Raw genomic sequence first — 25021 nt, 5'->3', positions numbered from 1 at the left:
ATATCCGATTAATCAAATCCTCAATTCCACAATAATCATTGGAAGTTCTGAAACTACCTCCATTACGGTGGAGACACACATCCAAAGTCAATTTACTAATGTCGATACCAACAACTTCTCTAATTTTTTCCATAATTTTATTTTTCAAGAAAGGTTGCTTTAACTAAGACCTTTAAAAGCAAGGCTAATATCCTATATGGTTCTGGCAACCGAATTAAAGAACGGGGACTAATACAGGCAATGGGTCGTCAACCTGGCCGGCAGAAAGTTCACCCCGTTCTTTTTATTTTCAATAAGAACCATAGAAAAAATTGATTAGCCAAATCTAAAGGTCGGCAGACAGGTGATTTTCCCTGAAGCGAAAAGCTTAGGAAAGATCGTATGGAGAACAGAGGCATTTCACTTCCCGTCGTTCTCGATACAATTTCACCCCTGCTATCGCAGTCGTGAAATCACTCGAACTGACGGGGCGAATTCACAACAAATTCCGCCAAAACCTTTTAAAATAAAGGCGGGAGCGTTATATTCACGGCTTATCTAAAAGAACAAAAATGAAAGAGAATAAAGTGCTGGATTATATTAAAGATGTACTGGAAAATGTGCCTGCCGACTGGGTAAAACTTACCACTCACCGGTTGGATATTTATAATGAAGAACTGGCTAAAACAGAGTTCCTGGAGCAATTCGAAAACTTATATGAGGCTAATAATTCTACCCGGGAAGCGCTTGCTGCTCTGCCCACTGCTTTTGATTACATTCGTTTAGGTCATCCTTTGTCGACCGTATTGGAATGGGCCCTCGCTGAACTCAACGATCTGAAAGCGGAAAATGTGATCAGTTTTTCCTCAAAGACGGCCCCTGTTTTGGCTGTGCTGAGAAAGAACCTGTTCGACCGGAAAAAGACCAGGATCTTTTACACAGATAAATTACCCGATTCTTTTGATGCGGAAACAGTAAAAAGGGTTTATGGTTATGATTTCGATTTGCAACAGGTTCGAGAAGGAGAGGAAATTCCTGAATTTGACGGCAGCACTGTTTTGATTTCACATCGGGAGAACTTCGGGAAAGTGAAGCTTGATAAGAATATTGACTTTTTCATCAGTATCCATGACAGGCTGGGAAGTGTTCTCCTGGTAAACGGAGAGCAAAATGAAGATTACATAAAGGAAATTCAGCACGTACGCAGAAGGGAGACCATTGCGATGACTCCGGCGAACTGCTACGCTGCCTTGAAAAAGATGACCGGAGGATCATTAAGTGATCATCAGATAAGCAACAGGGAGGCAGACAAGACAAGTGTTCTGAATTCCATTAAAGAGGTCACCGCAGCAGATACCGATGCGCTACTAGCTTCTTCGGGGCTTTCCATGCAGTACGCGATCATGATGGGCCTCATTGATGATGCCCTTGAAAATCATTCAGGAAAGGATATCAGGATCATTGTTCCTCCCAATTGCTATGGAGGAACCAACGATCAGGCAAGGCGTGTTGCAGCCTGTGTGGACAATGTGGAGATCATGGACCTGCTGGTGGACAGGGACAATGATATGGTTGAGAGCATTGACCAGGTTTTGGAGCAGGCGGCAAAAGAAGATGCCGTTCCTTATATCATTGCAGAAATTCCGACAAATCCGAGAGTTGAGGTTCCTGATCTGGAAAAGTTAAGGTCTGTTCTTAGTGCAAGACGTCAAACCGCGAAGGGGGAAGCGGCTATTGAACCCGTTTTTATTTTGGATCAGACCTTCTGTCCCAACGTACAGTTTCTAAGCGAGGACGGAATTCTTTCATCTGTTAAGACCATTTCCTATGTGAGCGGATCCAAATTCCCCAGCGGAGGAAAATGTACCGCCGGATATTGTGTGGCCAATAGAAAAGCCGCAGGCCTGATGGAAAAAATCGAAAAGCACCTGATCCTTTGCGACAATGAGGCTACAGATCTGCAGGTCGAGATCCTGGCAGAACAATTGCCCTCCATGAACCAGAGGATAAAGGATGCTTACAGGAACACCCGGGAATTCGTGAATTTTATCAAGGAAACCTTACCCGAAGCAAAGATCAATTTTGTTTCGGAAGACCTGGCAGAGCAGGGATTCACTCCCTCGGTTTTTTCCCTGGACCTTCCAACAAAAGGGGAGACAGCTGAAGAAAAAGAAACCTATAAAAGGGCACTCAACCAGAAGCTGATCAACATGATGATCACCCAGATCCCTGAGGAAAGCAAATACTGCGTGAGCTACGGTCAGCTGAAGGGATGTTACTGGACCATCCCCGCGACCTCTACCCAGGGAACTACCAAAGAAAGTGACAAGGATTACATCGCACGGGTTTCTGTTTCTCCGGACCTGGACCTTGAACGTCATAAGAAGGTGTTCAGAGCTTTTGTGGAACAGATCTGACTTAAATGATCAATAAACTGAACATTTTTTAAAAAGCCTTCCGTGATTCGGGAGGCTTTTTCCTTTTAGGATGGGGTGATCATAATATACTTTCAAAGTTGTCTTTTTTTTGTTTTCTTGATTCATAAATCACGCACATCAATTTTAATATACTGATAATCAAACAATTATATATAACTTTTTATTAAATTAGAAAGGCTGAGTTTATAATTTTAAATCAGTTGTCATGGCGGGTACCTTTTCGCAGATCTATATTCAGGTAATTTTTGCTGTCGACGGTCGACGATCATTGATCAGGCCCTCATGGGAGGCTGAATTATTCAGATATATGAAAGGAATAATCAGCAAGATGGGCGAAAGACCTCTGGCCATAAACGGTGAAACCGATCATGTACACATCTTTCTCGGTATACGACCCTCGTGCTGCTTATTGGATCTGGTGCGGGAGATCAAAAAAGCCACTAACGATCATATAAATACCAGGCACCTTTTGGAGCCAAGGTTTCAATGGCAGGAAGGATTTGGTGCCTTTTCCTATTCTCATTCCTCCCTGAATGATGTTATAGAATATATTCTGAACCAAAAAGAACATCATAAAACGCTATCTTTCAAAGAGGAATACCAGAAGTTGCTAAGGCAATTCAGCGTAGATCATAAGGAGGAGCATTTATTTGATTGGGTCGAGTAAGTCCGGAAATTTGAACATGTGCGGGCGCGAACCAATTCCCACGACCCGAAAGTGGAGAATATTTCTGCATTAGCTTTTTCAAAAAGAATAAGAAAACGATCCCTTTTTCCTAACTTTCGAAGGCCTTTCTATAATACTATGAAGAAAACGAAGACCTATCCCGAAGAGGTTTACTGGAACGATACCTGGGTCAGACCCGAAGAAGCTTTTGTATCGGTTTTTGACCGGTCCTTCATGTTTGGCGACGGCATTTATGAGGTGACGCCATTTTATGCAGGAAAGCCTTTTATGCTAAAGGAGCATGTGGCACGAGTGAAATATTGCCTGCAGGAAATGAATATAGTTTTTGACACTTCTATTTTGGAAGATCTCATGCTGGAAGCAGTGAATCGCTCCTCTTTTTCTGAAGAAGACGCTGCCGTTTACCTGCAGATCTCCCGGGGAACCGCGCCGCGTTCCCATTTCATTCCCGAAAAGGTGCAACCTTCCCTGTTGCTTTACGCTTTCAAGGTAGACCTGGCCAATTTTGAGAACAGGTACTGGAAAGTAATGGCTTCGGAAGATCTGCGCTGGCACAGGTGCGATATCAAATCTACCGCGTTGCTGGCAAACACCCTCGCCAACGAGGCTGCGATTTCTGCAGGTTATGATGAAAACCTGCTATTTAGAAACGGGTTTTTTACTGAAGGTTCCCATACCACCATCTTTTTTGTCGTAGAAGGAACAGTCTACACTCATCCTGAAGGCCGACAGATACTCTCCGGCATCACCCGAAAGGTGGTGCTCGATCTCTGTCAGCAATTAAGTATTCCGGTAAAGGAAGAAGCCTTTCCGGTAGACGGTTTAGCTTCAGTTGAAGAGATCTTCCTCACCGGCACCACTACCCAGATCGCTCCGGTGTCCTCAGTAACCATTGATGGCAAGGGGTTGTTTTCTGCTCAAAAAGGGAAAATAACCACGCGGCTGCAGGAAGAATTCTTGAGGAGAACCAGAGGTTAAAAGCTCTCAAATGACAAGCACCAAGCACCAAAAACCAAATTACAATTGATGGTAGGTCGAGCCCTTCGTCTGCACTAAGGACAGGATAAGTCGAGACCTTATTATTTACAGGCATTTCATCTCAAAGAAACCCCTCGACTCCGCTCGGGGAGAAATTGGTGGAACAGGCAACGGGAAACCGGCGACAGCTTTTCAACTCGCACCCTGCAATCCGCAACTAATTTCTATCATTCATCAACTCAAGAACTTCCTCCACCGGCAACTTGTCTATCTTTCTTCCTTTATACCCGGTCATGGTCTCTGCCATAAAAAGGGAATTGATAATGGCTTCTTCGGTGGCTTCGATCGCAGCCATGAACAGCGGACTCATCAGGTCATTGGGAACAACTTCCTGGGAAAGCAGTTTGTTTTCTATTTTATAGGGAATACGCATGGACTCGGCAGTCGAGAAGGCGATGATGTAATCTCCGCTGCCGTTGGACGCTATGCCCCCGGTCTTGGCCAGGCCCAAAAATGCCCTTTTTGCCAGTCTTTCCAGGTTTCGGTTGTCAAGAGGAGCATCTGTAGCCACAATGATCATGCAGGAGCCGTCAACATTGTTCAGCAATTCGTTGCTGAAAGAGAACTGCTTCAGCTTTTCGCCTACCTGCACTCCATCTATTTGCAGAATTCCGCCAAAATTGGATTGTACCAGGACACCAATGGTATAACCGCCCAAAGATTCGGGCAGGAGGCGGGAAGCCGTTCCAATGCCGCCTTTGTAGCCAAAAGCGATAGTTCCGGTGCCGGCGCCAACATTGCCTTCTTTCGGGCGTTCTTCCGAAGCATTTTCAACTGCCGCGATCACATCCTCTTCACTGACGTGCCTTCCGCGGATATCATTCAGATAACCATCATTCGTCTCACCCACTACTGCGTTGACCGAACGCACGTCCTCATTTTCCTTTAGATCCAGCACATAACTTATCACTGCGTTCATCGCCGTGGGGACACTAAGGGTGTTGGTGAGAACGATCGGCGTCTCCAGGTTTCCGAGTTCTTTAATTTGTGTGCTGCCGGCAAGTTTTCCGAAGCCATTGCCCACATAGACCGCGGCCGGAACTTTCTGCTGAAAAATATTTTCGCCATGCGGGAGAATGGCGGTGACTCCCGTTCTTACCGAATCTCCTTTGATGAGGGTAGTATGGCCTACCTTGACGCCGGCCACATCAGTAATCGCATTCTGCGGTCCCGGTGCCATGACACCTATTTCGATTCCCAGCTCGCGGGGCCGTTGCTGGCTAAAGCCAATTTGGGAAAAGAGGAAAAATGCAAAGCAGCTGAAAAGAAGGTTTTTCATTTGGTGATAGTTAGGAAGTTCAATTTAAGCGTTTTCTGCTAAAGATGTATTTTAAAGCTTAACGGCCTGAATGCTAGATTTGTCATTTTTGGTCGTATCTTTGCACCCGCCAAAACAAAACCTCCAGGAAAAAGAAACCTCACTGGTTTCCAAAACCTGTGAGGTTTTATCGGCGGGAAAAATATATATATGAGAACGAAGTCGCTAAAGAAGAACAGGATCAACGTGGTAACCCTTGGGTGCAGCAAGAACGTCTATGACAGCGAGGTGCTGATGGGGCAGCTTAAGGCAAATGAGAAGGACGTGGTGCATGAGCAGGAGGGGAATATCGTGGTGATCAATACCTGCGGTTTTATCGACAATGCCAAGGAACAATCTGTAAATACCATTTTAGAGTTCGTTGAAAAGAAAGAGCAAGGCGAGGTGGACAAGGTTTTTGTGACCGGTTGTCTTAGCGAACGCTACAAACCCGATCTTCAAAAAGAGATCCCCGATGTGGATCAATACTTTGGAACTACCGAGCTGCCGGAACTTCTTGCAGCCCTTGAAGCCGACTATAAGCACGAACTGGTAGGGGAGCGGTTAACCACAACTCCGAAGAATTACGCTTATTTAAAAATTGCCGAAGGTTGTGACCGTCCTTGTTCGTTTTGTGCCATTCCGCTTATGCGCGGAAAGCACAGATCCACTCCAATAGAAGACCTGGTGACCGAGGCAAAGAACCTGGTCGCCCAGGGAGTGAAGGAACTCATTCTCATCGCCCAGGACCTTACGTACTACGGACTTGATCTTTACAAAAAGAGAAATCTGGCTGAGCTTCTTGAGAACCTTGTAAAAGTGGAAGGCATTGAATGGATACGTTTACATTACGCTTTCCCCACAGGTTTCCCTATGGATGTACTGGAAGTGATGAAAAGGGAGCCAAAAGTGTGTAATTATTTAGATATTCCGTTGCAGCATATTTCAGATGATCTGCTGAAGTCCATGCGTCGCGGAACCACTCATGAAAAGACCACGAACCTATTGAAGGAATTTCGAAGCAGGGTGCCCGAAATGGCGATAAGGACCACGCTTATTGTGGGCTATCCTGGGGAGACCGAAGAACATTTCCAGGAACTGAAGGAATGGGTGAAGGAGATGAGGTTTGAGCGCCTGGGTTGTTTCACTTATTCGCACGAAGAGAATACTCATGCCTACAATCTTGAGGACGATGTACCGCAGGAAGTGAAGCAGGAGCGCGCCAACGAGATCATGGAAATTCAGTCGCAGATCTCCTGGGAACTGAATCAGCAGAAAATAGGGGAGATCTTTAAGGTGGTCATTGACCGCAAAGAAGGCGAGTATTATATAGGTCGTACCGAATTCGATTCTCCCGATGTGGATAACGAAGTACTGATAGATGCCACCAAGGTATACTTAAAGACCGGAGAATATTACGAGGTAAAGATCACAGATGCCGCCGACTTTGACCTGTATGGTGATCCCGTGAATGTGAAGGACGAAAAGCCAAAGAGAAAAGAACTTAAAATTAGAACGGTGTAAAAACCGATTTTCCGGGTGCTGACTGGAATAAGAACAACCCTGTCAGGGTTCCAAACCCTGACAGGGTTTTATGTTTTTAATAATCAATCTAAACCTAACAGGTTTTTAAAACCTGTTAGGTTTGTTAAGCAACAGTGATCTTATCTTCGAGATAAACCTCCTGTACGCTATTAATGATCTCCACCCCGTCTTTCATAGGCCGCTGAAATGCCTTTCTTCCCATGATGAGTCCGCAGCCGCCGGCGCGTTTGTTGATCACCGCGGTCTTCACGGCTGCCTCAAAGTCTGAATCTCCCTGGGAACCACCGCCGGAATTGATCAGCCCGATCTTGCCCATGTAACAATTAGCCACCTGGAAACGGCACAGGTCAATGGGATGATCTGTGGAGAGGGTATTGTACATGTCTTCGTTCTGTTTTCCGAAGCCAATATCTCGGAAGCCGTAGTTGGTTTCCGGAAGCTTCTGCTTGATGATATCAGCCTTTATCGTAACCCCGATATGGTTGGCCTGTCCCGTTAGGTCGGCGGCCGAATGATAATCTTTTCCGTCTTTTTTAAAGCCGGAATTTCGGGTGTAGCACCAAAGGATGGTAGCCATTCCTAATTGGTGAGCTTCTTCAAAGGCAGCGGCTATCTCCTGGATCTGTCGGGTGCTTTCTTCGCTTCCGAAGTAAATTGTGGCACCAATAGCCGTAGCACCCATATCCCAGGCTTCGAGCACGCTTCCGAAGGGGATCTGGTCGTATTTATTGGGATAGGTCATCAGCTCATTGTGGTTGATCTTTACGATGAACGGGATCTTGTGAGCGTATTTTCGGGCATGGCGGGCAAGAACTCCAAAAGTGGAAGCCACGCCATTGCATCCGGCTTCCATTGCCAGCTTCACGATATTCTCAGGATCAAAATAATCAGGGTTTTTATAGAAGGAAACCGCGGCGGTGTGTTCTATTCCCTGGTCTACCGGCAGGATGCTGAGGTAGCCGGTGCCTCCCAGGTTCCCGTGGTTGTACAGCTGGGCGAGGCTTCTTAACACCTGCGGATTACGGTCACTGTCCCTGAAAGTATCCACGGTATGAGGTCCCGGAATTTCGAGTCTTTCTTTCGGAATTTTAGTGCTTTTGTGTTGAAGTAGGGAATCGGCTTCCTTACCAAGTGTCTCGGTGATCTTGTTGATATAACTCATAAAAATTGGGTTTTGGTTAGGCTGTAATAGCCTGACAGGCTATCAGCCTGAAGTTAAGTAATTTGAGAGAGGAGAATTACTAAAGAAAATATAAAATCAGCGGTACTGGAAAAAGATGCCCTCATCAAATGGCGTCCAGAGGCAGGCTCTCAGACCGGCTTTTTTGAGACCTTCATTCACCCACGTGTTGCAGGTGTAGAAGAAATGAAGCGATCTTTTTGCCCGGTAAAAAGTATCATGCCGGTCGTAATGAAGCTCTTTTACCCGTAGCACCTCTCCGGAAGGACCTGTTTGAAAACTGTTGAGCACATATTCTGAAAGGACTCTGTATTGCGTGCGAGAGATCTGTACAGGCAAAGTGGGTTGCCGATACCTGATCACATCCAGGAATTCCACGTGCAGGGCCGAGGGTTTGGAGAGGAATACGGCCTGAAAGGCAACCGGGAACTGAAGATCATCCCATTCCGGGGTTTTTCGGTAGAATTCCAGATCTCCCCAACCAAAGGAAACGTATTGGAAATCTGTCCTTTCTGAGAGGGTATGTCTGGGGTCTGTGTAGGTGCTCCAATCAATTACCTGGTTTTTCAGCGGAAAAATAAAGGAGGTATGCACGCCGTTGGTGCGCAGGTAGATTGTGACCTCGCCACTTTCGGACTGATCTTTATTGACAGGAATAGCAGAACCCACAATGGCGGCCACCAGGTACAGGAACATGAGCAGGAGCAGGGACAGCAGTCCTTTTGCCAGAAACTTCAATATTTTCATCACCAACTCCTGCATCTGCCTTAAGATTTCATCAAAAGAAGATCTTTTAATGCTTTTTTGAAGATCTCAATTTCATCCAGGCTGTTGTAGGGGGCGAAGCCTATCCTGATCCATCCGCCGGTATCCATCACCGGGAAAACTTCAGCCATGGTAGAGGCGTAAAAATGTCCGTCCCCAATGCAGAGATTGTATTTTTCAGCGAAGAATCGGGTTGCCTCCCGGGAATTAATGTTCTTTATTCTGAAGGCAAAAGTGGGTGTTTTTCTGATTTTTTCGGAAGCTCTAAATAGTTCCACTTCGGGAATGGCTTTGAGAAAACTTTCCATTTCTTCCGAAAGTTCCTGCTCGTAAGACTCCAGGCGCTCCATTCCGGAACGTATCCTTTCCGCAGCATTTTCGCCATCGCCCAGTTGTTCAATGAATCCTATGGCACCGCACAACCCGGCGATGCCCTCGTGGTTCTGCGTTCCTGTCTCGAGCCTGTACGGGATCTCATCAGGTGCCGGTTGCAGCTTGGGTACGGGTAATTTTTCAAATAATTCCGATTTTATGACGGCGATTCCCAGGTGCGGTCCAAAGAACTTATAGGCCGAGCAAAACAGGATATCACAATTCATCTTTTTGAAGTCTACCGGAATATGAGGCACGGCATGAACCGCATCGGCAATAGTAAAAGCGCCGACAGTTCTGGCCTTAGAAAAGATGCTTTCCGCATCAGTAATAGTGCCGGTGAGATTGGAGGCGAGTCCTATCGCTACGAGTTTTGTTTTAGAGGTAATGATCTTGTCGAGTTCTGAAAGATCGTGCGTCAGGGTCTCTTTATCCACCGGTAGGAATTTCACCACTGCCCCGGTTTCTTTTGCCAGGTAAAGCCAGGGATCTACATTCGCACGATGGTCCAGCTGGGTTACCACGATCTCATCTCCTTCAGAAATGAAAGTCCGCAGGCTTTGCGCCACCTGGAAGGCAAGGCTGGTCATGTTCTGCCCGAATGCTACTTCTTCAGGAGCGCAGTTCAGCAGGTTAGCCACGGCCTCCCTCGCTTCTTCAAGTAAACGGTCGGTTTTGATGCTGGTGGAAAAAGTACCGTGCAGATTAGCCATACCTGTGGTGATATATTCCAGCATTCGGTCAATACAGGGTTGTGCCATCTGGGTGCCTCCCGGGCCATCAAAATAAATGGGAGAGACCTGTTCGTGATCCTTTATGGTAAGTGCCGGAAAAAGGCTTCTTATCTCTTCAATAGGAAATTCCTGTTGTTTCATACTAATTCTTCTTTTTTCTTTTTTTATGATCCAGGTAAATATAAGCTGCATAGAGTACGGCGCCAATTCCGCCAATCCAGTAAAGGCCTTTTTCCAACCGGTCAAGGTCCTTGGAAAAATAACCCACAGCCAGCGACAGGGGGATCATTCCGCAGTAGGTGGCCAGCATGAACTTCTTGAAATTCATCCTGAAGATGCCCGCAAGAAAACTTATCCCGTCGTTCGAGAAAAACGGAGAGATTCTGAAAAGTATCACAGTTCCGAATCCGTAGTTGGAGATCCAAAAATCCATTTTCTTGAGCTTCTTTTTGCTGAAGAAAATGCTTTTTAGTTTTCCGCCGATGAAATATCCAATGGTAGAGGCAATGCCCACGCCAATAAGATTGATGAAAATGCCCCACCAGAAGCCGTAGGCCATTACTCCCACGATAATGGGCAGCCAGGAGGGAAAGATGATCAGGAACATTTGCATTACAATGAACACTATTATGGCGATAGGACCCCACATCCCAAAACGCTCGACGTATTCCTGAATATATTCCTCGTCTTCGCTCATTAACACCTTCCAGACCTCTTTTACCTGTTCCTGGAATTCAGGGTGAACAAAATATAGCACTACCAGGCCTGCCAACACGAGGCCGCTAAGTATAAATCCGATGTATTTTTCAAAGAAGGATTTTGCCATTGTCCCCCGAAAATACGAATTATTAATTCCGTCTCCTGTTGATATTTTCTGAAAATCCCATTTTCAAGTCTTTGTAAAATCAATAATTTAAGGATTTGGTAATTTTAAGGTTACACAAAAAACCTGTGTCTCTTATTACCTTTGAAATGCTTAAGCAAATTTTCATATATTCTAAGTTTTTGTCATGTAGATGTATGAGCAAAGGTTGCCCCGGCCAGGCAACCTTTTACTTATAAATAACCTGTAGGTAACATTAAGTTAACATTGGAGTAGTTTATTTGCATCGACAAAAACAAAGAACACTATGAAATTTCAAAAAAGCTTAATCGCTGCTCTAGTCTTGATGGCTTCGTTCGCAACCCAGGCACAGGACAGTACCGAAAGTAAATTCGGAAAGGGCCTTTTTAACGTGGTTGCCAAAGACAGTTCTTACAGTGCGAACTTCACCGTAAGAATGCAGTCTCTTTTCACTTCTGAATGGGATATTCCTGAGCAGGGTGACTGGAGCGATGCAGAAACGAACATGATGGTTAGGAGAGCACGTCTTAAATTCAAAGGATTTGCTTATTCTCCAAGGTTGACTTATAAAATAGAATTGGGATTGTCTAACCGGGATATCTCGGGTGCTTCTGAATTTACCAGCGAGGCTCCGCGTTATATTTTGGATGCGGTGGCCAAGTGGAACTTTTATGAGAACTTCGAACTTTGGGTAGGACAGACAAAATTACCGGGTAACCGGGAAAGGGTAATATCTTCGGGAAGTCTGGAGACTGTAGACAGGTCTTTACTTAACAGCCGTTTTAATATTGACCGGGAGACAGGAGTGCAATTGCACCATTATTTTGACCTGGGGAATGATTTTCTAGTAAGGGAAGCTGTTTCCATATCCCAGGGGGAAGGAAGGAATGTAACTTCCGGTAACCTTGGCGGGCACCATTATGTTGGACGTGTTGAAGTGCTTCCATTCGGAGACTTTGATGACTATTCAGGAGCTGACTTTGCCCGTGAGGAAACTCCAAAGCTGGCAGTAGGAGCAAGCTACTCCTTTAATAATGATGCCGTAAAAACCCGTTCAACCGCAGGATCTTACATGCTTAATGACGAAGGGTTTTATAACACAGATATTTCTACCTTCTTTTTAGATGCCATGTTCAAATACCGTGGAATTTCAGTGATGGGTGAATACGCCAATAGAACCGCAGACAATCCTTTCGCGAGAAATACAGACGGAAGCCTTACAGGAGATGCTGTGAGTATTGGAGAGGGTCTCAACCTGCAGGCAGGATACCTCTTTCCAAGCAACTTTCAGGTAGTGGGTAGATATACCAGTATAAATTATGATGACGTGGTTTCTGAGCTTATTGAAAATCAATATACCCTTGCACTTTCTAAATATATTGTTAAGCATAAGCTTAAAGTCCAGACAGATTTAAGTTATAACGATTTAAATCGTAATTTTAATGACGGACTGCTGTACAGATTGCAATTTGAATTACAATTTTAAATAATAAATTATGAGAAAATTACTTTTGATTACCGCGGTTTCCCTTACAGTTCTTTCCTGCGGAAACAATAAAAAAGATAAAGAGACCTCATCTATTAATATAGATGGTTCCAGCACGGTCTATCCTGTTACAGAGGCTATCGCTGAAGAATATAGATCTGAAGATCCGGATGTGGATGTGACGATAGGGGTTTCAGGAACCGGAGGCGGATTCAAGAAATTCGGGAGAGGAGAAACTGATATTTCAAATGCCTCACGACCAATTAAAGAGGATGAGAAAAAGATCGCCGAGCAGAACAACATCGATTTCATTGAACTTGAAGTGGCTTATGACGGTCTTGCCGTTGTGGTAAATCCCGAAAATGACTGGGTAGATTGCTTCACCGTGGAGCAGTTGAAAAAGATCTGGGAGCCTGGAGCACAGGGTACCATTACTCACTGGAACCAGATCAATCCTGAATGGCCAAATGAAGAGATCCATTTGTTCGGCCCCGGAGTGGCTTCAGGTACATTTGATTATTTCACCGAAGCCATAGTAGGAGAAAGCGGAAGCAGCCGTGGAGATTATACTGCCAGTGAAGATGATAACGTACTGGTACAGGGTGTTTCCGGAGATAAGTACGGGCTTGGTTTCTTTGGACTGGCTTACTATGAAGAAAATGAGGACAAATTGAGAATGGTAGCCGTTGACGGTGGTGAAGGCTGTGTTGAGCCATCTACTCAAACCGTTAGCGATGGTAGCTACGCGCCGCTTTCTAGACCACTTTTCGTGTACGTGAACAGTTCCTCAATTCAAAATAATCCTAAGGTAGTAGATTTTATGAATTTCTATTTAAATGAAGCTCCATCTTTATTAAAAGATGTAGGTTATGTACCTTTGACCCCTGAAGAATACAAGGAGCAAAAAGAGAAATTTAAATCTTTTGTTGAGAAACATCAGAATAATCAGAAGTAAATAACACTTTCTTTTTGAGGAAGCTACCAGGGCCTTGAAAGGCCCTGGTTTTTCCGTATAATGGGTTTTTATATATGCGAAAATTAAAAGAGGCAATAATTGAAAAGACACTGCTTACCAGTGCTCTGGTCACTATTGCCGTAACTGCCGGGATCATTCTGGTGTTGTCTATCGAGGCGGTGAACTTCTTCAGTGAAGTTTCGGTACTTGATTTTCTCACCGACACAGAATGGACCCCCCTGTTTGCCGATAAGCATTTCGGGATCCTGCCACTGTTGTCTGGAACCCTCTTGACTTCGATCATTGCAATAGCCTTTGCTGTACCTATTGGTTTGTCAATTAGCATTTACATTAGCGAATATGCGCCAAAAAGTTTCAGGAGGACCATAAAACCTGCACTGGAGCTACTGGCAGCCGTACCTACAGTAGTTTACGGGTTCTTTGCCTTAACTGTTGTAACCCCGTTTTTACAAACTTTTATTCCGGGACTGTCCGGGTTCAACTCCCTTTCCGCAGGGCTGGTAATGGGGATCATGATCATTCCTTTTATCTCTTCCTTAAGTGAAGACGCGCTGCATGCGGTTCCCAATTCTTTGCGGGAAGCAGGATATGGAATGGGATCTACCAAACTTCAGAACTCGTTCAGGATCTTAGTTCCGGCGGCTTCCTCAGGTATCATTGTTTCTGTGATCCTGGCCATTTCAAGGGCCATTGGGGAAACCATGATCGTTGCCATTGCTGCAGGTCAGCAGCCAAGATTGACTTTTGATCCAACCGTGCCGGTAGAGACCATAACCGCTTACATTGTGCAGGTGAGCCTGGGTGATGTGCAACACGGGTCACTGGAATACAGGACCATCTTTGCAGCAGGGATCACCTTATTTATTTTCACCTTCCTGCTGAACACGTTAAGTTACCAGATAAGGAAAAAATTCAGGGAGAAGTATGAATAGGATAAAGAAGAACAGATTAAAAGACCAGATCTTCAAAGCATGGGGAATATTTTGTACCCTGCTGGGAATCGTCTTACTGGCCATATTCATAGGATCCATCCTGGTCGACGGAATTCAGCGGATCGACTGGGATTTTATTACCAACCTACCTTCCAGAAAAGCGGAAAGAGCCGGTATCTATACCGCGCTGATGGGAAGTGTCTGGATCCTGGTGTTGACAACCATAATAGCCTTACCTGTGGGAATAGGCGCAGCTATTTACCTGGAAGAATATGCCAATAAGAGCAAGCTTTCCTCATTGCTGGAGATCAATATATCCAATCTTGCAGGAGTACCTTCTATCATTTACGGACTTTTGGGTCTGGAGATCTTTGTAAGGGTGATACAAATGGGATCAAGCGTGCTGGCCGGTAGTTTTACTCTGGCCCTGCTTATCCTGCCCATTGTGATCGTGTCTACCCGGGAAGCTTTGAAGGCTGTACCTAAATCGATCAGGGATGCCTCATATGCTTTAGGGGCTTCCAAGTGGCAAACGGTTTCCAGGCAGTTGCTGCCTGCATCTTCGGGTGGGATCCTGACCGGGATCATCCTGGCCTTATCAAGGGCTGTGGGAGAAACCGCGCCATTGATCGTTATCGGGGCTTTGGCATATGTGCCGTTCGCACCCTCATCTCCCATGGATGAATTTTCTGTGTTACCTATCCAGATCTTTAACTGGATTTCGCGTCCACAACACGGCTTTGAGGTCAATGCCGCTGCAGGGATCATCATTTTATTATTGATTACATTTGTTATGAATGGAATTGCTGTTTATTTCAGAAATAAATGGCAGAAAAAATTTAAATAAAGCTTTTCATGAGCAAAGAAAAGAAAGACACTGTTATAGATAAGTCGATAAAAAGAAAACATAAACTTCAGGCGAAAGGCGTGAAGGTTTTCTATAATGACTTTATGGCCATCAAGGGCATAGATATGAATATAAGGGCCAATAAGGTGACCGCTTTCATCGGGCCCTCTGGCTGCGGAAAGTCGACCTTTCTAAGGCTTTTTGACAGAATGAACGATTATGTTGACGGTTTTAGAATGGAAGGTGAGATCCTTATTGACGGGGAGAACATCTACAAGAAAAAGGTGAACGTGGAACAGCTGCGGAAGCAGGTCGGCATGGTTTTTCAAAAACCAAATCCTTTCCCGAAATCCATTTTTGAAAATGTTGCCTATGGCCTAAAGATCCAGGGGATAAAGGATAAGAAATTCCTTCAGGAGAAAGTGGTGGCATCCTTAAAGCAGGTAGCGCTTTGGGATGAGGTAAAGGATGATCTTCATAAATCGGCGCTGGCACTTTCAGGAGGACAGCAGCAAAGACTTTGTATCGCCAGAGCCCTGGCTGTGGAGCCATCGATCATTTTGATGGATGAGCCTACTTCGGCTCTTGACCCGCTTTCTACAGCCAAGATCGAGGAGCTGATCTATGAGCTTAAAGAAAAATATACCATCGTGATCGTCACCCATAATATGCAACAGGCAGGTAGGGTTAGCGATTACACTGCGTTTTTCTACCTTGGAGAATTGATAGAGTATGACAAATCAAAGAAACTCTTCACCAACCCAGAGAAACAACAAACAGAGAATTACATCACCGGTAGATTCGGTTAAAATAGTGTACCTATGATAAGTTTAGACCAACATAGAGAAGGATTAAATCAAACAGGGCTGGAGATGCTGCATTTATGTGCAAAGCAGCTGGAAAATGCCCGGGAAGCTTTCTTTAACCATGACAATGATCTGGCTGAGGAAGTACTTCATACAGAGAACAGGGTTAACGCGCTGGACCTTAAGATCGACCGTGATTGTGAGCGTTTTATTGCTCTGCACAATCCCGTGGCCAGTGACCTTCGTTTCGTTCTGGCTCTTAGAAAGATCAACTTCGACCTGGAAAGGATAGGGGATCACGCCTTCGGAATTTCCAAGTACATCATTGAGGTCAATACTCCAATAGAGGAAAGACTGCTTGAAAAGATGAGGGTAAAAGAGATGTTTGAAGAAACGCTTTCTATGCTGGAAGATATTACCGACGCTTACAACGAGGTGGATACAAAAGTAGCCCGTAAAGTTTTTAAAAAAGACAAGGTTCTTAACCAGATCAATATGCAGTCCTTCGGGATCATTTCTGCAGAGGTGAAAAAGGATCCAAAGCTTATTGACCAGTTCATGTTGTTGTTCTCTGTTATCAAGAAGCTGGAAAGGATAGGTGACCTTATTACCAACATTGCCGAGGAGATCATTTTTTACAGGGAGGCAGAGGTTTTAAAGCACCAAAAGAAGAAAAAAGTTAGAAGAAGCGAAGACTAATTCTTCAATCGTATGTGGAAGAGGCAGCTTTTGAGCTGCCTTTTTTTATGCTACCAATTAAATAGGCAGGAAACAAAAAAGGCTGCCAATCGGCAGCCCTTTAAAACTCAAATTTTGTAATTCCCTGGTTTACAGAGAAGCCTCGATCCAGATCCAGGCAGAGATATCTACTTTGGATCCTGTAGTGTAATTTCCATCGGTAGTAGCATCAGCTCCGTCTATTTGTATATTGCTCAAAGCGCCTCCGTCTCTCATATCAATATTGTCGGTGTAGCCTTCCAGGTAGAGGTTTGAAAATGTAGCACCCGATTCTTTTTTGAACTGCAGGGCAGTACCTCCTGTGGTTGATACAGCGGTGAAGTTTACCAATTGAGGATTGTTGTTGGCCCCATCGGCTTCCACGGCGGTAGAGAAGGTGTCAATAGAATGGTTTACATACACGTTGGTTACGGTTCCATTCCAGCCTTCGGTCCAGTCAACAGCGTCATCTTCATTGTTCTCTAGGTAAAGGTTAGTTGCAGAAACGCTTCCTCCAAAGAATTCCACTCCATCGTCAGCTCCGTTGATCACCGCGATGTTCTCTACTACAGTTCCCGAGCCTACGGCATAGAAAGAAATTCCATTGTACTGAGATTCTGAGTTGATCTGCGCGCCGGTTCCGGCGATCACCAGGTTTTTGATGCTTCCGGAATTATCAGCATCCTCATTGCCTCCATATTTGAATCCACCAACTTCAGCTACCGCGTCTACACCTTCGGTGGTAGTAGCGTTTCCGACAATTGTAAGGCCACCCCAGTCTCCTGGATTTGCTTCCGTAGAAGAAATCACTACCGGATTGGCTTCAGTTCCCTGGATGTCGATCTTTCCGCCTTTTAGAACTGCAATGTACACATCTGTTCCGCCGTCTCTTGCAATTATCTTCGTTCCAGCAGGGATAACTAGTTCACCACCTTCCTGAACTATGTAAGAAGAGTTAAGGGAATAAGTAACCGACGCGTCCAGTTCTACACGTCCTTCAACAGCACCATGAAGAATGCTTGATTCCACGCTTGACCTGTTGTTGATCCAGTCAAAGGAGGATTGAGAGGTTGAGGAAGGAGTAGTATAGTTAGACTCCGGATCTGCGATCTTTTGTTCAATATAAACATTGGCTAAAGGCCCATTATCCTTCATGTCTATTGAAGTGTCATAACCTGTTAGAGAAAGGCCTTCAAAAGTAGCACCCGATTCTTTCTTGAACTGTAAAGCAGTACCCCCGGTTGTGGAAACCGCAGTAAAGTTCACTATAGTTGGGTTGTTGTTCACCCCATCAGCTTCAATAGCTGTTGAGAAACCTTCAATGGTATGCAGTACATATACGTTTGTAATGGTGCCGTTCCAGCCTTCGGTCCAATCCACGGCATCGTCCTCGTTGTTTTCAAGATAAAGCCCGGTCACTGAAACAGCCCCGCCAAAGAATTCCACTCCGTCATCGGCTCCGTTCTGAATAGCCACATTGCTGATGTTGGTTCCTGAACCAACTGCGTAAAGGGTGAGTCCGTTGTACTGGGAATCTGCATTGATCTGGGCTCCCGCTCCTTCTATTACCAGGTACTCGATAGAACCGGAACTGTCGGCATTGTCAGTACCTCCATACTGGAATCCTCCGACTTCGGCGGTAACGTTTGTACCTTCGGTAGTGATACCTTTTCCAAGGATCACCAGTCCGCCCCAGTCACCTGTGGCTTTACTGGCAGATGTCATGATCACCGGATTGCTTTCTGTACCGCTTATCACGATATCCGCATCCTGGTGAATAGCTATGTAAACTTCAGTACCTTTTTCGGCAACGATCTTTGTGCCTGCGGGAATGGTAAGAGTAGCTCCTGCCAATACTTCGTAAGATCCTGTTAGGGTATATTCAACTGAAGGATCAAGAGTGACATCTTCGGTGATCTGGCCGTTAAGCTCATTGTCTACTTCAACAACAGGCACGTCGATGATAGGATCTGTATCCTGACTACACCCGGTAAAGATAAATCCGCTGATGACCATTATTACAGCAGCTAATTTGTTGTTCATTTTTTTCATTTTTCTGAATTTAATTTAGGTTAATTGTGTTGAGTTTATAGTGATTAAAGATTAAAAGCTATAGTTGATTCCCAGGCTCAGAACGGCTCCCCTGGTATATGAGCGCACGGTTTCTGTGGTTTCTATACCGGTGGTGGAAGGTTTGATCTTCTGAATTCTTTCTATTTTAGGGTTTAAAAGGTTCTTTCCTGTGAATTTCAGGCTCCAGTGCTCTCCCAGATCCTGGCTTAGTACCGCATTTAATGTCACAAAACCTTTTTCCACAATGGCATCGTTGTAAAAAGTTTCACTTTCAGATTGTCTTTCCGGCGCTCCTAAAGCAAAGATCTTATCTGAAGCATAATTGGCAACCAAACTGGCCATGAATGGATTTTCATTTCCTGTCTGGAAGTTGAGTGAACCATTAAAGATCCAGTCAGATGCGCCCTGCAGGCCGGTTTCGGTAAGTCCTTTATATTGGAAGGTTCTTATAAATGTTCCGTCGGCGTCCCTTACCTCTTTCAGGTCTTGCGAATGCCACATCCTGGAAGCATTGAACCCAAGATTGAGATCATATGCCGCCCCGTTCTGTATGCTGATGAGTTCCAGTTTCGATTCTAATTCAAGTCCATAGATCTCGGCCTGCTTTCCTGCATTGAAAAAGGAAAAGACCCCTGCGGAACCTCTGTCCTGTACTTTATTGATAGGATCTTCGATCTTCTTGTAAAAGGCAGTGAGGGAAATAAGTTCTCCGGTTGAAGGGAAATATTCCCACTTCAGGTCAAAATTGTAGTTAGTGGATGCCTGTAGATCCGGATTACCACGAGTTACCTGCCCGGTTTGAGAAACATATTCAAAGGGCGCCACCTCTTTAAATTCCGGCAGCGTGAGAGTCTTACTTGAGGCTAGCCTGAGGTTGTTCTTTTTATTTAGGGCATATCGTAGATTAAGAGCGGGGTAAAAATTGTTGTAGCTCATATTGGAAGAACCAATTCTTCCGGGAATGTTCCCCACGTTGTATACCACATCCAGTTCATCCTGCTGGTAGCGTGCCCCTGCATTGAGGTTCCATTTATTTAATCCTAAATTGAACATGGTGAACCCTGCAGCCGATTCCAGGTTGGCCCGGTACCGGTCTGCCTGCAGGCTGTTGTTGATGTCCAGCGTGCCGTTGGCAAGGTTTGCTTCTGTAAATACTTCGGAAATATTGTCAACGGAAGAGGGGGTGAGGATTCCTGTAGAAGATTCTTCCAGCCCCAGAAATCTTGAAATGAAATCTCTTTTCTTGAACCTGTAGTTTCCGCCGAAGCTTACATCAAGGTTTCGGTTTTCACCTTTGGTGATCTGAAGTTTATCAGAGATCATCCCGTTGAATTCATAGTCATCGATCTCCTGGTAACTTTTACGTTGTTGATATCCTCCGGTATTTCCAAGGTTCACTTCATCTTCATTGAAATTGACCTCGTTCCTGATGCGGTTCGGCTCATCTGCATTCACCAGGTTAAACCCGGCAGCCCAGTGAAGGTTGTTATTTTCTCCTAATTGATGTTCTCCCAACAGCTGGTTGATCCAGAGCCGTGTCTGTTTTGTGTTTTGGTCTCTTACGAATTGGGACCAGTTGTCATTTTCATCCGTTTCCTCATAAATGTATCCTTCGCCATTCCTTCCGCCTTCGTAAACTTCATCTGCCAGTTTGTTGATGAAGAGGCTGTTCCCCCTCACATAGTGCTCATTGCTGAATTCGTAGGCTACGGTAGCAAGACCAGTGGTGTTGATAGTCTTGGAGAAGATCTCGGCATCGCTGATGGAGTCATTGATGAAGTTTGCCCTGAACTCCCTGAACTCGCCCTTGGTGTATCCGTATGAGACATCCTGAGATCCGGTGACCAGTACTTCAAGTTTTTCCCCGAAGCGTTTTCCTGCAGTAAGACTATATTTATAGTTCATGGGCAAATCTGCTGTTCCCGGCGTCCAGTCCTGGTAGATGAGTTTGAATTCTGAAGCTTTTCCACCGGTATAGAAGCCGAAGTCAGACTTTTTTGTGTTTACTGAAACTTTAAAATTGTTAAAAACACCATCTTTCAATACATTGGTATTGACTCCCGCACCTATGCCTGCACTTAATTCCTCTGATCCTACAAGTTCGCGGGTAGAAATGTCAATGTTTCCTGAAGCCTGGTCTGCGGAAGTGGACGGGGTATAGGTTTTACTGATCCCAACACTTCGGATCACCCCGGTAGGAAAGAGTTCCAGGTCAATGTTCTTTCGCTCCACATCATCAGATGGGATTGGGAGGCCGTTCAAGGTGGTGTACAGGTAACGGTCTCCCAACCCGCGTACAAAAATGTCACCCGATGCTTCACTACTGCTTACTCCCGAAATGCGGGTAGTGGCTGTAGCAACATCGGAAACGCCCAATTTGGCTAATTCCCGGGCACCTATGCTTTCTTTTATTTCTATGGCTTTTTTCTGGTCAAGCAGCAGGGCTACTTCAGAATCTCTTCTGGAAACAGTGGTGATGACCACCTCGTCCAGGGAAGCTGCGCTAGAACCCAGTTCAGTATTTACTTCGGTAACTTTTCCCGCTACCACATCTACATTAGGTACTTCTATAGTTTCATATCCCACAAAACTGAAGACTATTGTATATTTTCCCGGCTCCAGAGATTTGAATTCATATAAGCCGTTCATGTCTGTAGTGGCCCCTTTGGTGGTTCCTTTCAAAAGTACGTTTGCAAAGGGCAGGGGTTCCCCGTTCATTTCTTTGTCTGTAAGCTTTCCGGCAATGCTTCCGGTAGATCCATTTTGCGCCTGTAAACTGAGTGTCATTAAGAACAGAAAGGCAGTTGTGAAAATTCTTGTCATTTTTGTCATGTTTCTTGCCGCAAAGAAAGACGCGCAATGTAACTTCAGGGTTACCTCATAATTATTTGATCATCATTTAAACTTTATGGGAATGTTAAGAGTCCTATAGATCGGGGAGATATTATTTTCTCCTGAATGCTTCATATTTCGCTTCGTGCAAAACAGAAGCAGAAAGTGGGTAAGGAACAGAAATGTTCCGAGCATTTATTAAATTGGGCAACCTTAAACTTAATCTCTTATTATGAAAAGAACTTTATTGATGCTGTTTTTAGCAGTACCTTTTTTAGTGAACGGCCAAAAGCTGGATCTTTCCCTGGTCGAAAACCTGGAACCTCGCAACATCGGTCCGGCAGGAATGAGCGGAAGGATCACGGCCATTGACGCGGTCACTTCCAATCCCGATATTATTTATGCGGGCTCGGCTTCAGGCGGGCTTTGGAAATCAACCTCGGGAGGAGTGACCTGGAAACCGGTTTTTGATGACCAGCCTACTGCCTCTATAGGCGCGGTGGCCATTCAGCAATCCAACCCTTCCGTAGTATGGGTGGGAACCGGTGAAGGAAATCCGCGTAACAGCCTTAATGGCGGTTTTGGGATATACAAATCACTGGACGGCGGAAAGACCTGGAAGAACATGGGGCTGGAAAAGACCCGTCACATTCACCGGGTGATCATTGACCCCACAGATCCCAACACCGTTTATGCAGCTGCCATTGGTTCCCCCTGGGGAGAGCATCCTGAGAGAGGCGTATACAGAACCAGGGACGGGGGAAAATCCTGGGAAAAGATATTGTTTACGAACAACCGAAGCGGGGCAGCCGAGCTGGTGATGGACCCAACCAATCCAAACAAGCTCATCGCTGCCATGTGGGAACACAAAAGAGATCCGTGGTTCTTCCATTCCGGAGGTCCGGGTTCTGGAATGTATATAACTTATGACGGGGGAGATAACTGGAAAGAGATCACTTCTGAAAACGGACTTCCCGAAGGTGATCTTGGAAGAATGGGACTGGCTATCGCGCCAAGTGATCCAAACAGGGTCTATGCCTATGTGGAAGCGAAAAAGAATGCCCTTTACCGCTCTGAAGATGGGGGCGAGAGCTGGAAAATGGTGAACGATGACATGAACGAGATCGGGAACCGTCCCTTCTATTATGCAGAGATCTACGTGGCACCCGATAATGAGAACAGGCTTTACAGCATTTTCACTTATGTGAATGTTTCTGAAGATGGCGGAAAGAGCTTCGAAGAGCTAATGCCGGCCTACGGGGTTGACAACGGGGTGCACCCAGATCACCACGCCTGGTACATTCATCCCGACAATCCCGATTTCATGATGGACGGGAATGACGGCGGACTCAATATTACACGTGACGGGGGAGAGACCTGGCGGTTCGTGGAAAATCTTCCTGTAGGTCAATTCTACCACGTGGCGGTTGACAATGAATTCCCTTACAACGTTTATGGAGGAATGCAGGATAACGGAAGCTGGAGAGGCCCCGCTTATGTCTTAAAAGACCAGGGAATAAGAAATGCTTACTGGCAGGAGATCTCTTTTGGGGACGGCTTCGACGTGGTGCCCGATCCTGAGAACAGCCAGTACGGATGGACTATGAGCCAGCAAGGCTATGTGAGCCGTTATGACTGGGAGACCGGGAACAATTACCTGGTACGTCCAACTCATCCCGATCCAGAGGTGGAGCTCAGGTTCAACTGGAACTCTGCCATCAACATCGATCCTTTTGACAATAACACCATTTACTTCGGAAGCCAGTACGTTCATAAATCTACCGATGAAGGGCTTACCTGGGAAGTAATTTCTCCGGACCTTACCACCAATGATCCTTCAAAGCAGAAGCAGATGGACAGTGGTGGACTTACCATAGACGCCACCGGGGCAGAGAACCATACCACCATCCTGGTGATCGAGCCTAGCCCGGTGGAAAAAGGAATGCTGTGGACAGGGTCTGATGACGGAAAGGTGTTCTATACTCGGGACGGGGGAGAGAACTGGAACGAGGTTTCAAAGAACCTGAAAGGTCTTCCCGAAGGAAGCTGGATCGCCCAGATCAAGGCTTCAGCTAAAAACAAGGGAGAAGCTTTGCTCGTGGCCAACAACTACAGAAGATTTGATTACAAGCCTTACGTTTACAGAACAAGGAACTACGGAAAGAGCTGGGAAAGAATAGCAGATGAAGAGGACGCTTTAAGCTATTCTCTGGCTATAGTAGAAGATAAAAAGGAGCCGAACTTGATGTTCATGGGAACAGATGACGGGTTGTATGTTTCCCTTGATGCCGGGAAGAACTGGGAGAAGTACACCAATGGCTTTCCAACGGTGCCGGTGAAAGACCTGGTGATCCATCCAAGAGAGGATGATCTGGTGATAGGTACTTTCGGGCGTTCGTTCTGGATACTTGATGATATTAGCCCGTTAAGAGAACTTGCAAGGAATAATGGTGTGGGGCAAAAGATAAAAATTGGAGATGGCGCTGTACTTCACGTGGTGTCGCCTTCTACGGAATATCTTGCGGCCATTCAGCAGCCTACGGGTTCGAGGTTTGGAGCCGATGCGACCTTTAATGGTGAAAACCGCAGGAGGGGTGCAGGGATCAGGTACTTCTTTAAGCCGGTAAAAAAGGAAAGCAAAGAAGCTTCCGAAGAAAAGAAAGAAGCCGAAGAGAATTCTGAAAAGAAAGAAAATGGCGCCAAAAAAGATTCGGTTACCCTTAAGATCTATGACGGGCAAAGACTGATAAGGACCCTTAAGGAAAAAGCACCCGATTCTACCGGGATCTATACCCTTCGCTGGTACCTCAACGAAAAAGGCGCAGACAGGCCTTCGAGAAAGATCAGGGAAAGAAAAGATGAGCCGGGAGGAGTTACGGTGAAGCCGGGAACTTATAAACTGGTTATGGAATATGCCGGAATGGAATCTACTGCCGATATCACCGTGAAAAGCGATCCGAGGCTGGATCTTTCCGCAGCAGATATTGAAGAGGTCTACGCGGCAGAGAAAGAACTGGAGAACAAGATGCAGCTAACCGCCGATGCTGTGAAGCAGCTTGTAGAAAGCAAGAACACCGCTGAAGAATTCCAGTCGAAACTTAAGAAGGAAGACAAGGAAAAATACAAGGAGGAGATCAAAGCTTCTAAAGAGATCATCAAGAAGATAGATGAAAAGATCGCCCTTTTCCTTGGCGAGGAAGATGACAGGCAGGGAATTGTTCGCAGCCGTGAAATGAATGTGGTGAACAGGTTGAGATTGGCCAGCGGATATGTGGGCAGTCGCCCTACAGGTCTTACCGGGACCGAGGAACAATTAATCTCCCAGGCAGAAGAAGAACTTAAGTCAGCCCTTGAAAAGGTGAATACCTTCTACAAGGAGGAATGGCCTCCTTACCGTCAAAAGATGGAACAGGTGGAAATATCCCCTTTTAAAGAGGTACAGGTTTTCAGCCTTTAAGAATAGAAAAAGCCC

The 25021-nt window shown here is 45.5% G+C and carries 18 protein-coding genes; 11 read left to right on the top strand and 7 right to left on the bottom strand.

What is annotated here, in order from left to right:
- Positions 1 to 551: 551 nt before the first annotated feature.
- From BLS64_RS12055 to BLS64_RS12045, 3 genes are all read left to right on the top strand, one after another.
- Complete coding sequence (locus tag BLS64_RS12055; RefSeq protein WP_093113681.1) at positions 552 to 2396, top strand: PLP-dependent aminotransferase family protein; 1845 nt, start codon at positions 552 to 554, stop codon at positions 2394 to 2396.
- Between the two features lie 226 nt (positions 2397 to 2622).
- Positions 2623 to 3084 carry a transposase gene (locus tag BLS64_RS12050; RefSeq protein ID WP_093113682.1) on the top strand — a complete coding sequence of 154 codons (462 nt, stop codon included), beginning with the start codon at positions 2623 to 2625 and terminating at the stop codon, positions 3082 to 3084.
- A gap of 138 nt (positions 3085 to 3222) precedes the next feature.
- A complete protein-coding gene (locus BLS64_RS12045; protein WP_093113683.1) occupies positions 3223 to 4083 on the top strand; it encodes an aminotransferase class IV in 861 nt (286 codons plus the stop codon).
- 217 nt (positions 4084 to 4300) lie between these two features.
- On the opposite strand, the gene BLS64_RS12040 is transcribed toward BLS64_RS12045, so the two are convergent.
- On the bottom strand, positions 4301 to 5422 hold the full coding sequence (locus BLS64_RS12040) for a DmpA family aminopeptidase (protein ID WP_093113684.1): 1122 nt from the start codon (positions 5420 to 5422) through the stop codon (positions 4301 to 4303).
- A gap of 189 nt (positions 5423 to 5611) precedes the next feature.
- Here BLS64_RS12040 and rimO point away from each other — a divergent pair, with 189 nt between their 5' ends.
- Positions 5612 to 6964, top strand: a complete 1353-nt coding sequence (gene rimO, locus BLS64_RS12035) for a 30S ribosomal protein S12 methylthiotransferase RimO (RefSeq protein ID WP_093113685.1) — start codon at positions 5612 to 5614, stop codon at positions 6962 to 6964.
- A gap of 124 nt (positions 6965 to 7088) precedes the next feature.
- Here the strand turns inward: rimO and BLS64_RS12030 are convergent, their stop codons facing one another.
- The 4 genes from BLS64_RS12030 to BLS64_RS12015 form a co-directional block, all read right to left on the bottom strand.
- A complete protein-coding gene (locus tag BLS64_RS12030) occupies positions 7089 to 8147 on the bottom strand; it encodes a class I fructose-bisphosphate aldolase (protein ID WP_093113686.1) in 1059 nt (352 codons plus the stop codon).
- Positions 8148 to 8243: 96 nt separating this feature from the next.
- Positions 8244 to 8927 (bottom strand): TIGR02117 family protein, encoded by a 684-nt coding sequence (locus BLS64_RS12025; RefSeq protein ID WP_093113687.1) that lies wholly within the window; start codon positions 8925 to 8927, stop codon positions 8244 to 8246.
- A 5-nt stretch (positions 8928 to 8932) separates the two neighbouring features.
- Positions 8933 to 10177: a cysteine desulfurase-like protein gene (locus tag BLS64_RS12020; protein ID WP_093113787.1), complete on the bottom strand. Its 1245-nt coding sequence runs from the start codon at positions 10175 to 10177 to the stop codon at positions 8933 to 8935.
- A gap of 1 nt (position 10178) precedes the next feature.
- Positions 10179 to 10862 carry a TVP38/TMEM64 family protein gene (locus tag BLS64_RS12015; protein WP_093113688.1) on the bottom strand — a complete coding sequence of 228 codons (684 nt, stop codon included), beginning with the start codon at positions 10860 to 10862 and terminating at the stop codon, positions 10179 to 10181.
- A gap of 304 nt (positions 10863 to 11166) precedes the next feature.
- Between BLS64_RS12015 and BLS64_RS12010 the strand changes: the two genes are divergently transcribed.
- The 6 genes from BLS64_RS12010 to phoU all read left to right on the top strand — a co-directional run bounded on the left by BLS64_RS12010 (position 11167) and on the right by phoU (position 16626).
- A complete protein-coding gene (locus BLS64_RS12010) occupies positions 11167 to 12366 on the top strand; it encodes a porin (RefSeq protein ID WP_093113689.1) in 1200 nt (399 codons plus the stop codon).
- Between the two features lie 10 nt (positions 12367 to 12376).
- Positions 12377 to 13321 carry a PstS family phosphate ABC transporter substrate-binding protein gene (locus BLS64_RS12005; RefSeq protein ID WP_093113690.1) on the top strand — a complete coding sequence of 315 codons (945 nt, stop codon included), beginning with the start codon at positions 12377 to 12379 and terminating at the stop codon, positions 13319 to 13321.
- A 74-nt stretch (positions 13322 to 13395) separates the two neighbouring features.
- Positions 13396 to 14274: a phosphate ABC transporter permease subunit PstC gene (gene pstC, locus BLS64_RS12000; RefSeq protein WP_093113691.1), complete on the top strand. Its 879-nt coding sequence runs from the start codon at positions 13396 to 13398 to the stop codon at positions 14272 to 14274.
- The gene (gene pstA / locus BLS64_RS11995) at positions 14267 to 15121 is read left to right on the top strand and encodes a phosphate ABC transporter permease PstA (protein ID WP_093113692.1); all 855 of its coding nucleotides are present in this window, start codon (positions 14267 to 14269) and stop codon (positions 15119 to 15121) included. Before pstC ends, pstA begins: the two co-directional genes overlap by 8 nt.
- An 8-nt stretch (positions 15122 to 15129) precedes the next feature.
- Positions 15130 to 15930: a phosphate ABC transporter ATP-binding protein PstB gene (gene pstB, locus BLS64_RS11990; protein ID WP_093113693.1), complete on the top strand. Its 801-nt coding sequence runs from the start codon at positions 15130 to 15132 to the stop codon at positions 15928 to 15930.
- Between the two features lie 12 nt (positions 15931 to 15942).
- Positions 15943 to 16626: a phosphate signaling complex protein PhoU gene (gene phoU / locus BLS64_RS11985; protein WP_093113694.1), complete on the top strand. Its 684-nt coding sequence runs from the start codon at positions 15943 to 15945 to the stop codon at positions 16624 to 16626.
- 129 nt (positions 16627 to 16755) lie between these two features.
- On the opposite strand, the gene BLS64_RS11980 is transcribed toward phoU, so the two are convergent.
- Both BLS64_RS11980 and BLS64_RS11975 read right to left on the bottom strand, forming a co-directional pair.
- Complete coding sequence (locus BLS64_RS11980; RefSeq protein ID WP_093113695.1) at positions 16756 to 18696, bottom strand: hypothetical protein; 1941 nt, start codon at positions 18694 to 18696, stop codon at positions 16756 to 16758.
- A 51-nt stretch (positions 18697 to 18747) separates the two neighbouring features.
- Positions 18748 to 21540, bottom strand: coding sequence for a TonB-dependent receptor (locus BLS64_RS11975; protein WP_093113696.1), 2793 nt, complete (start codon positions 21538 to 21540; stop codon positions 18748 to 18750).
- 241 nt (positions 21541 to 21781) lie between these two features.
- Here BLS64_RS11975 and BLS64_RS11970 point away from each other — a divergent pair, with 241 nt between their 5' ends.
- On the top strand, positions 21782 to 25006 hold the full coding sequence (locus tag BLS64_RS11970) for a VPS10 domain-containing protein (RefSeq protein WP_093113697.1): 3225 nt from the start codon (positions 21782 to 21784) through the stop codon (positions 25004 to 25006).
- The last annotated feature ends 15 nt before the right edge of the window (positions 25007 to 25021 follow it).

This window comes from Salinimicrobium catena (assembly GCF_900102915.1).
Taxonomy (GTDB): domain Bacteria; phylum Bacteroidota; class Bacteroidia; order Flavobacteriales; family Flavobacteriaceae; genus Salinimicrobium; species Salinimicrobium catena.
The sequence above is the reverse complement of the archived record's forward strand: the minus strand, read 5'-3'. Positions and strand labels throughout refer to the sequence as shown.

Coding starts and splice junctions, on each gene's coding strand:
- pstB (WP_093113693.1), top strand. CDS start 15,130: ATGAGCAAAGAAAAGAAAGACACTGTTATAGATAAGTCGATAAAAAGA.
- BLS64_RS12005 (WP_093113690.1), top strand. CDS start 12,377: ATGAGAAAATTACTTTTGATTACCGCGGTTTCCCTTACAGTTCTTTCC.
- BLS64_RS11975 (WP_093113696.1), bottom strand. CDS start 21,540: ATGACAAGAATTTTCACAACTGCCTTTCTGTTCTTAATGACACTCAGT.
- BLS64_RS12030 (WP_093113686.1), bottom strand. CDS start 8,147: ATGAGTTATATCAACAAGATCACCGAGACACTTGGTAAGGAAGCCGAT.
- BLS64_RS12055 (WP_093113681.1), top strand. CDS start 552: ATGAAAGAGAATAAAGTGCTGGATTATATTAAAGATGTACTGGAAAAT.
- phoU (WP_093113694.1), top strand. CDS start 15,943: ATGATAAGTTTAGACCAACATAGAGAAGGATTAAATCAAACAGGGCTG.
- BLS64_RS12020 (WP_093113787.1), bottom strand. CDS start 10,177: ATGAAACAACAGGAATTTCCTATTGAAGAGATAAGAAGCCTTTTTCCG.
- BLS64_RS11980 (WP_093113695.1), bottom strand. CDS start 18,696: ATGAAAAAAATGAACAACAAATTAGCTGCTGTAATAATGGTCATCAGC.
- BLS64_RS12050 (WP_093113682.1), top strand. CDS start 2,623: ATGGCGGGTACCTTTTCGCAGATCTATATTCAGGTAATTTTTGCTGTC.
- BLS64_RS11970 (WP_093113697.1), top strand. CDS start 21,782: ATGAAAAGAACTTTATTGATGCTGTTTTTAGCAGTACCTTTTTTAGTG.
- BLS64_RS12040 (WP_093113684.1), bottom strand. CDS start 5,422: ATGAAAAACCTTCTTTTCAGCTGCTTTGCATTTTTCCTCTTTTCCCAA.
- pstA (WP_093113692.1), top strand. CDS start 14,267: ATGAATAGGATAAAGAAGAACAGATTAAAAGACCAGATCTTCAAAGCA.
- BLS64_RS12025 (WP_093113687.1), bottom strand. CDS start 8,927: ATGCAGGAGTTGGTGATGAAAATATTGAAGTTTCTGGCAAAAGGACTG.
- pstC (WP_093113691.1), top strand. CDS start 13,396: ATGCGAAAATTAAAAGAGGCAATAATTGAAAAGACACTGCTTACCAGT.
- BLS64_RS12045 (WP_093113683.1), top strand. CDS start 3,223: ATGAAGAAAACGAAGACCTATCCCGAAGAGGTTTACTGGAACGATACC.
- rimO (WP_093113685.1), top strand. CDS start 5,612: ATGAGAACGAAGTCGCTAAAGAAGAACAGGATCAACGTGGTAACCCTT.
- BLS64_RS12010 (WP_093113689.1), top strand. CDS start 11,167: ATGAAATTTCAAAAAAGCTTAATCGCTGCTCTAGTCTTGATGGCTTCG.
- BLS64_RS12015 (WP_093113688.1), bottom strand. CDS start 10,862: ATGGCAAAATCCTTCTTTGAAAAATACATCGGATTTATACTTAGCGGC.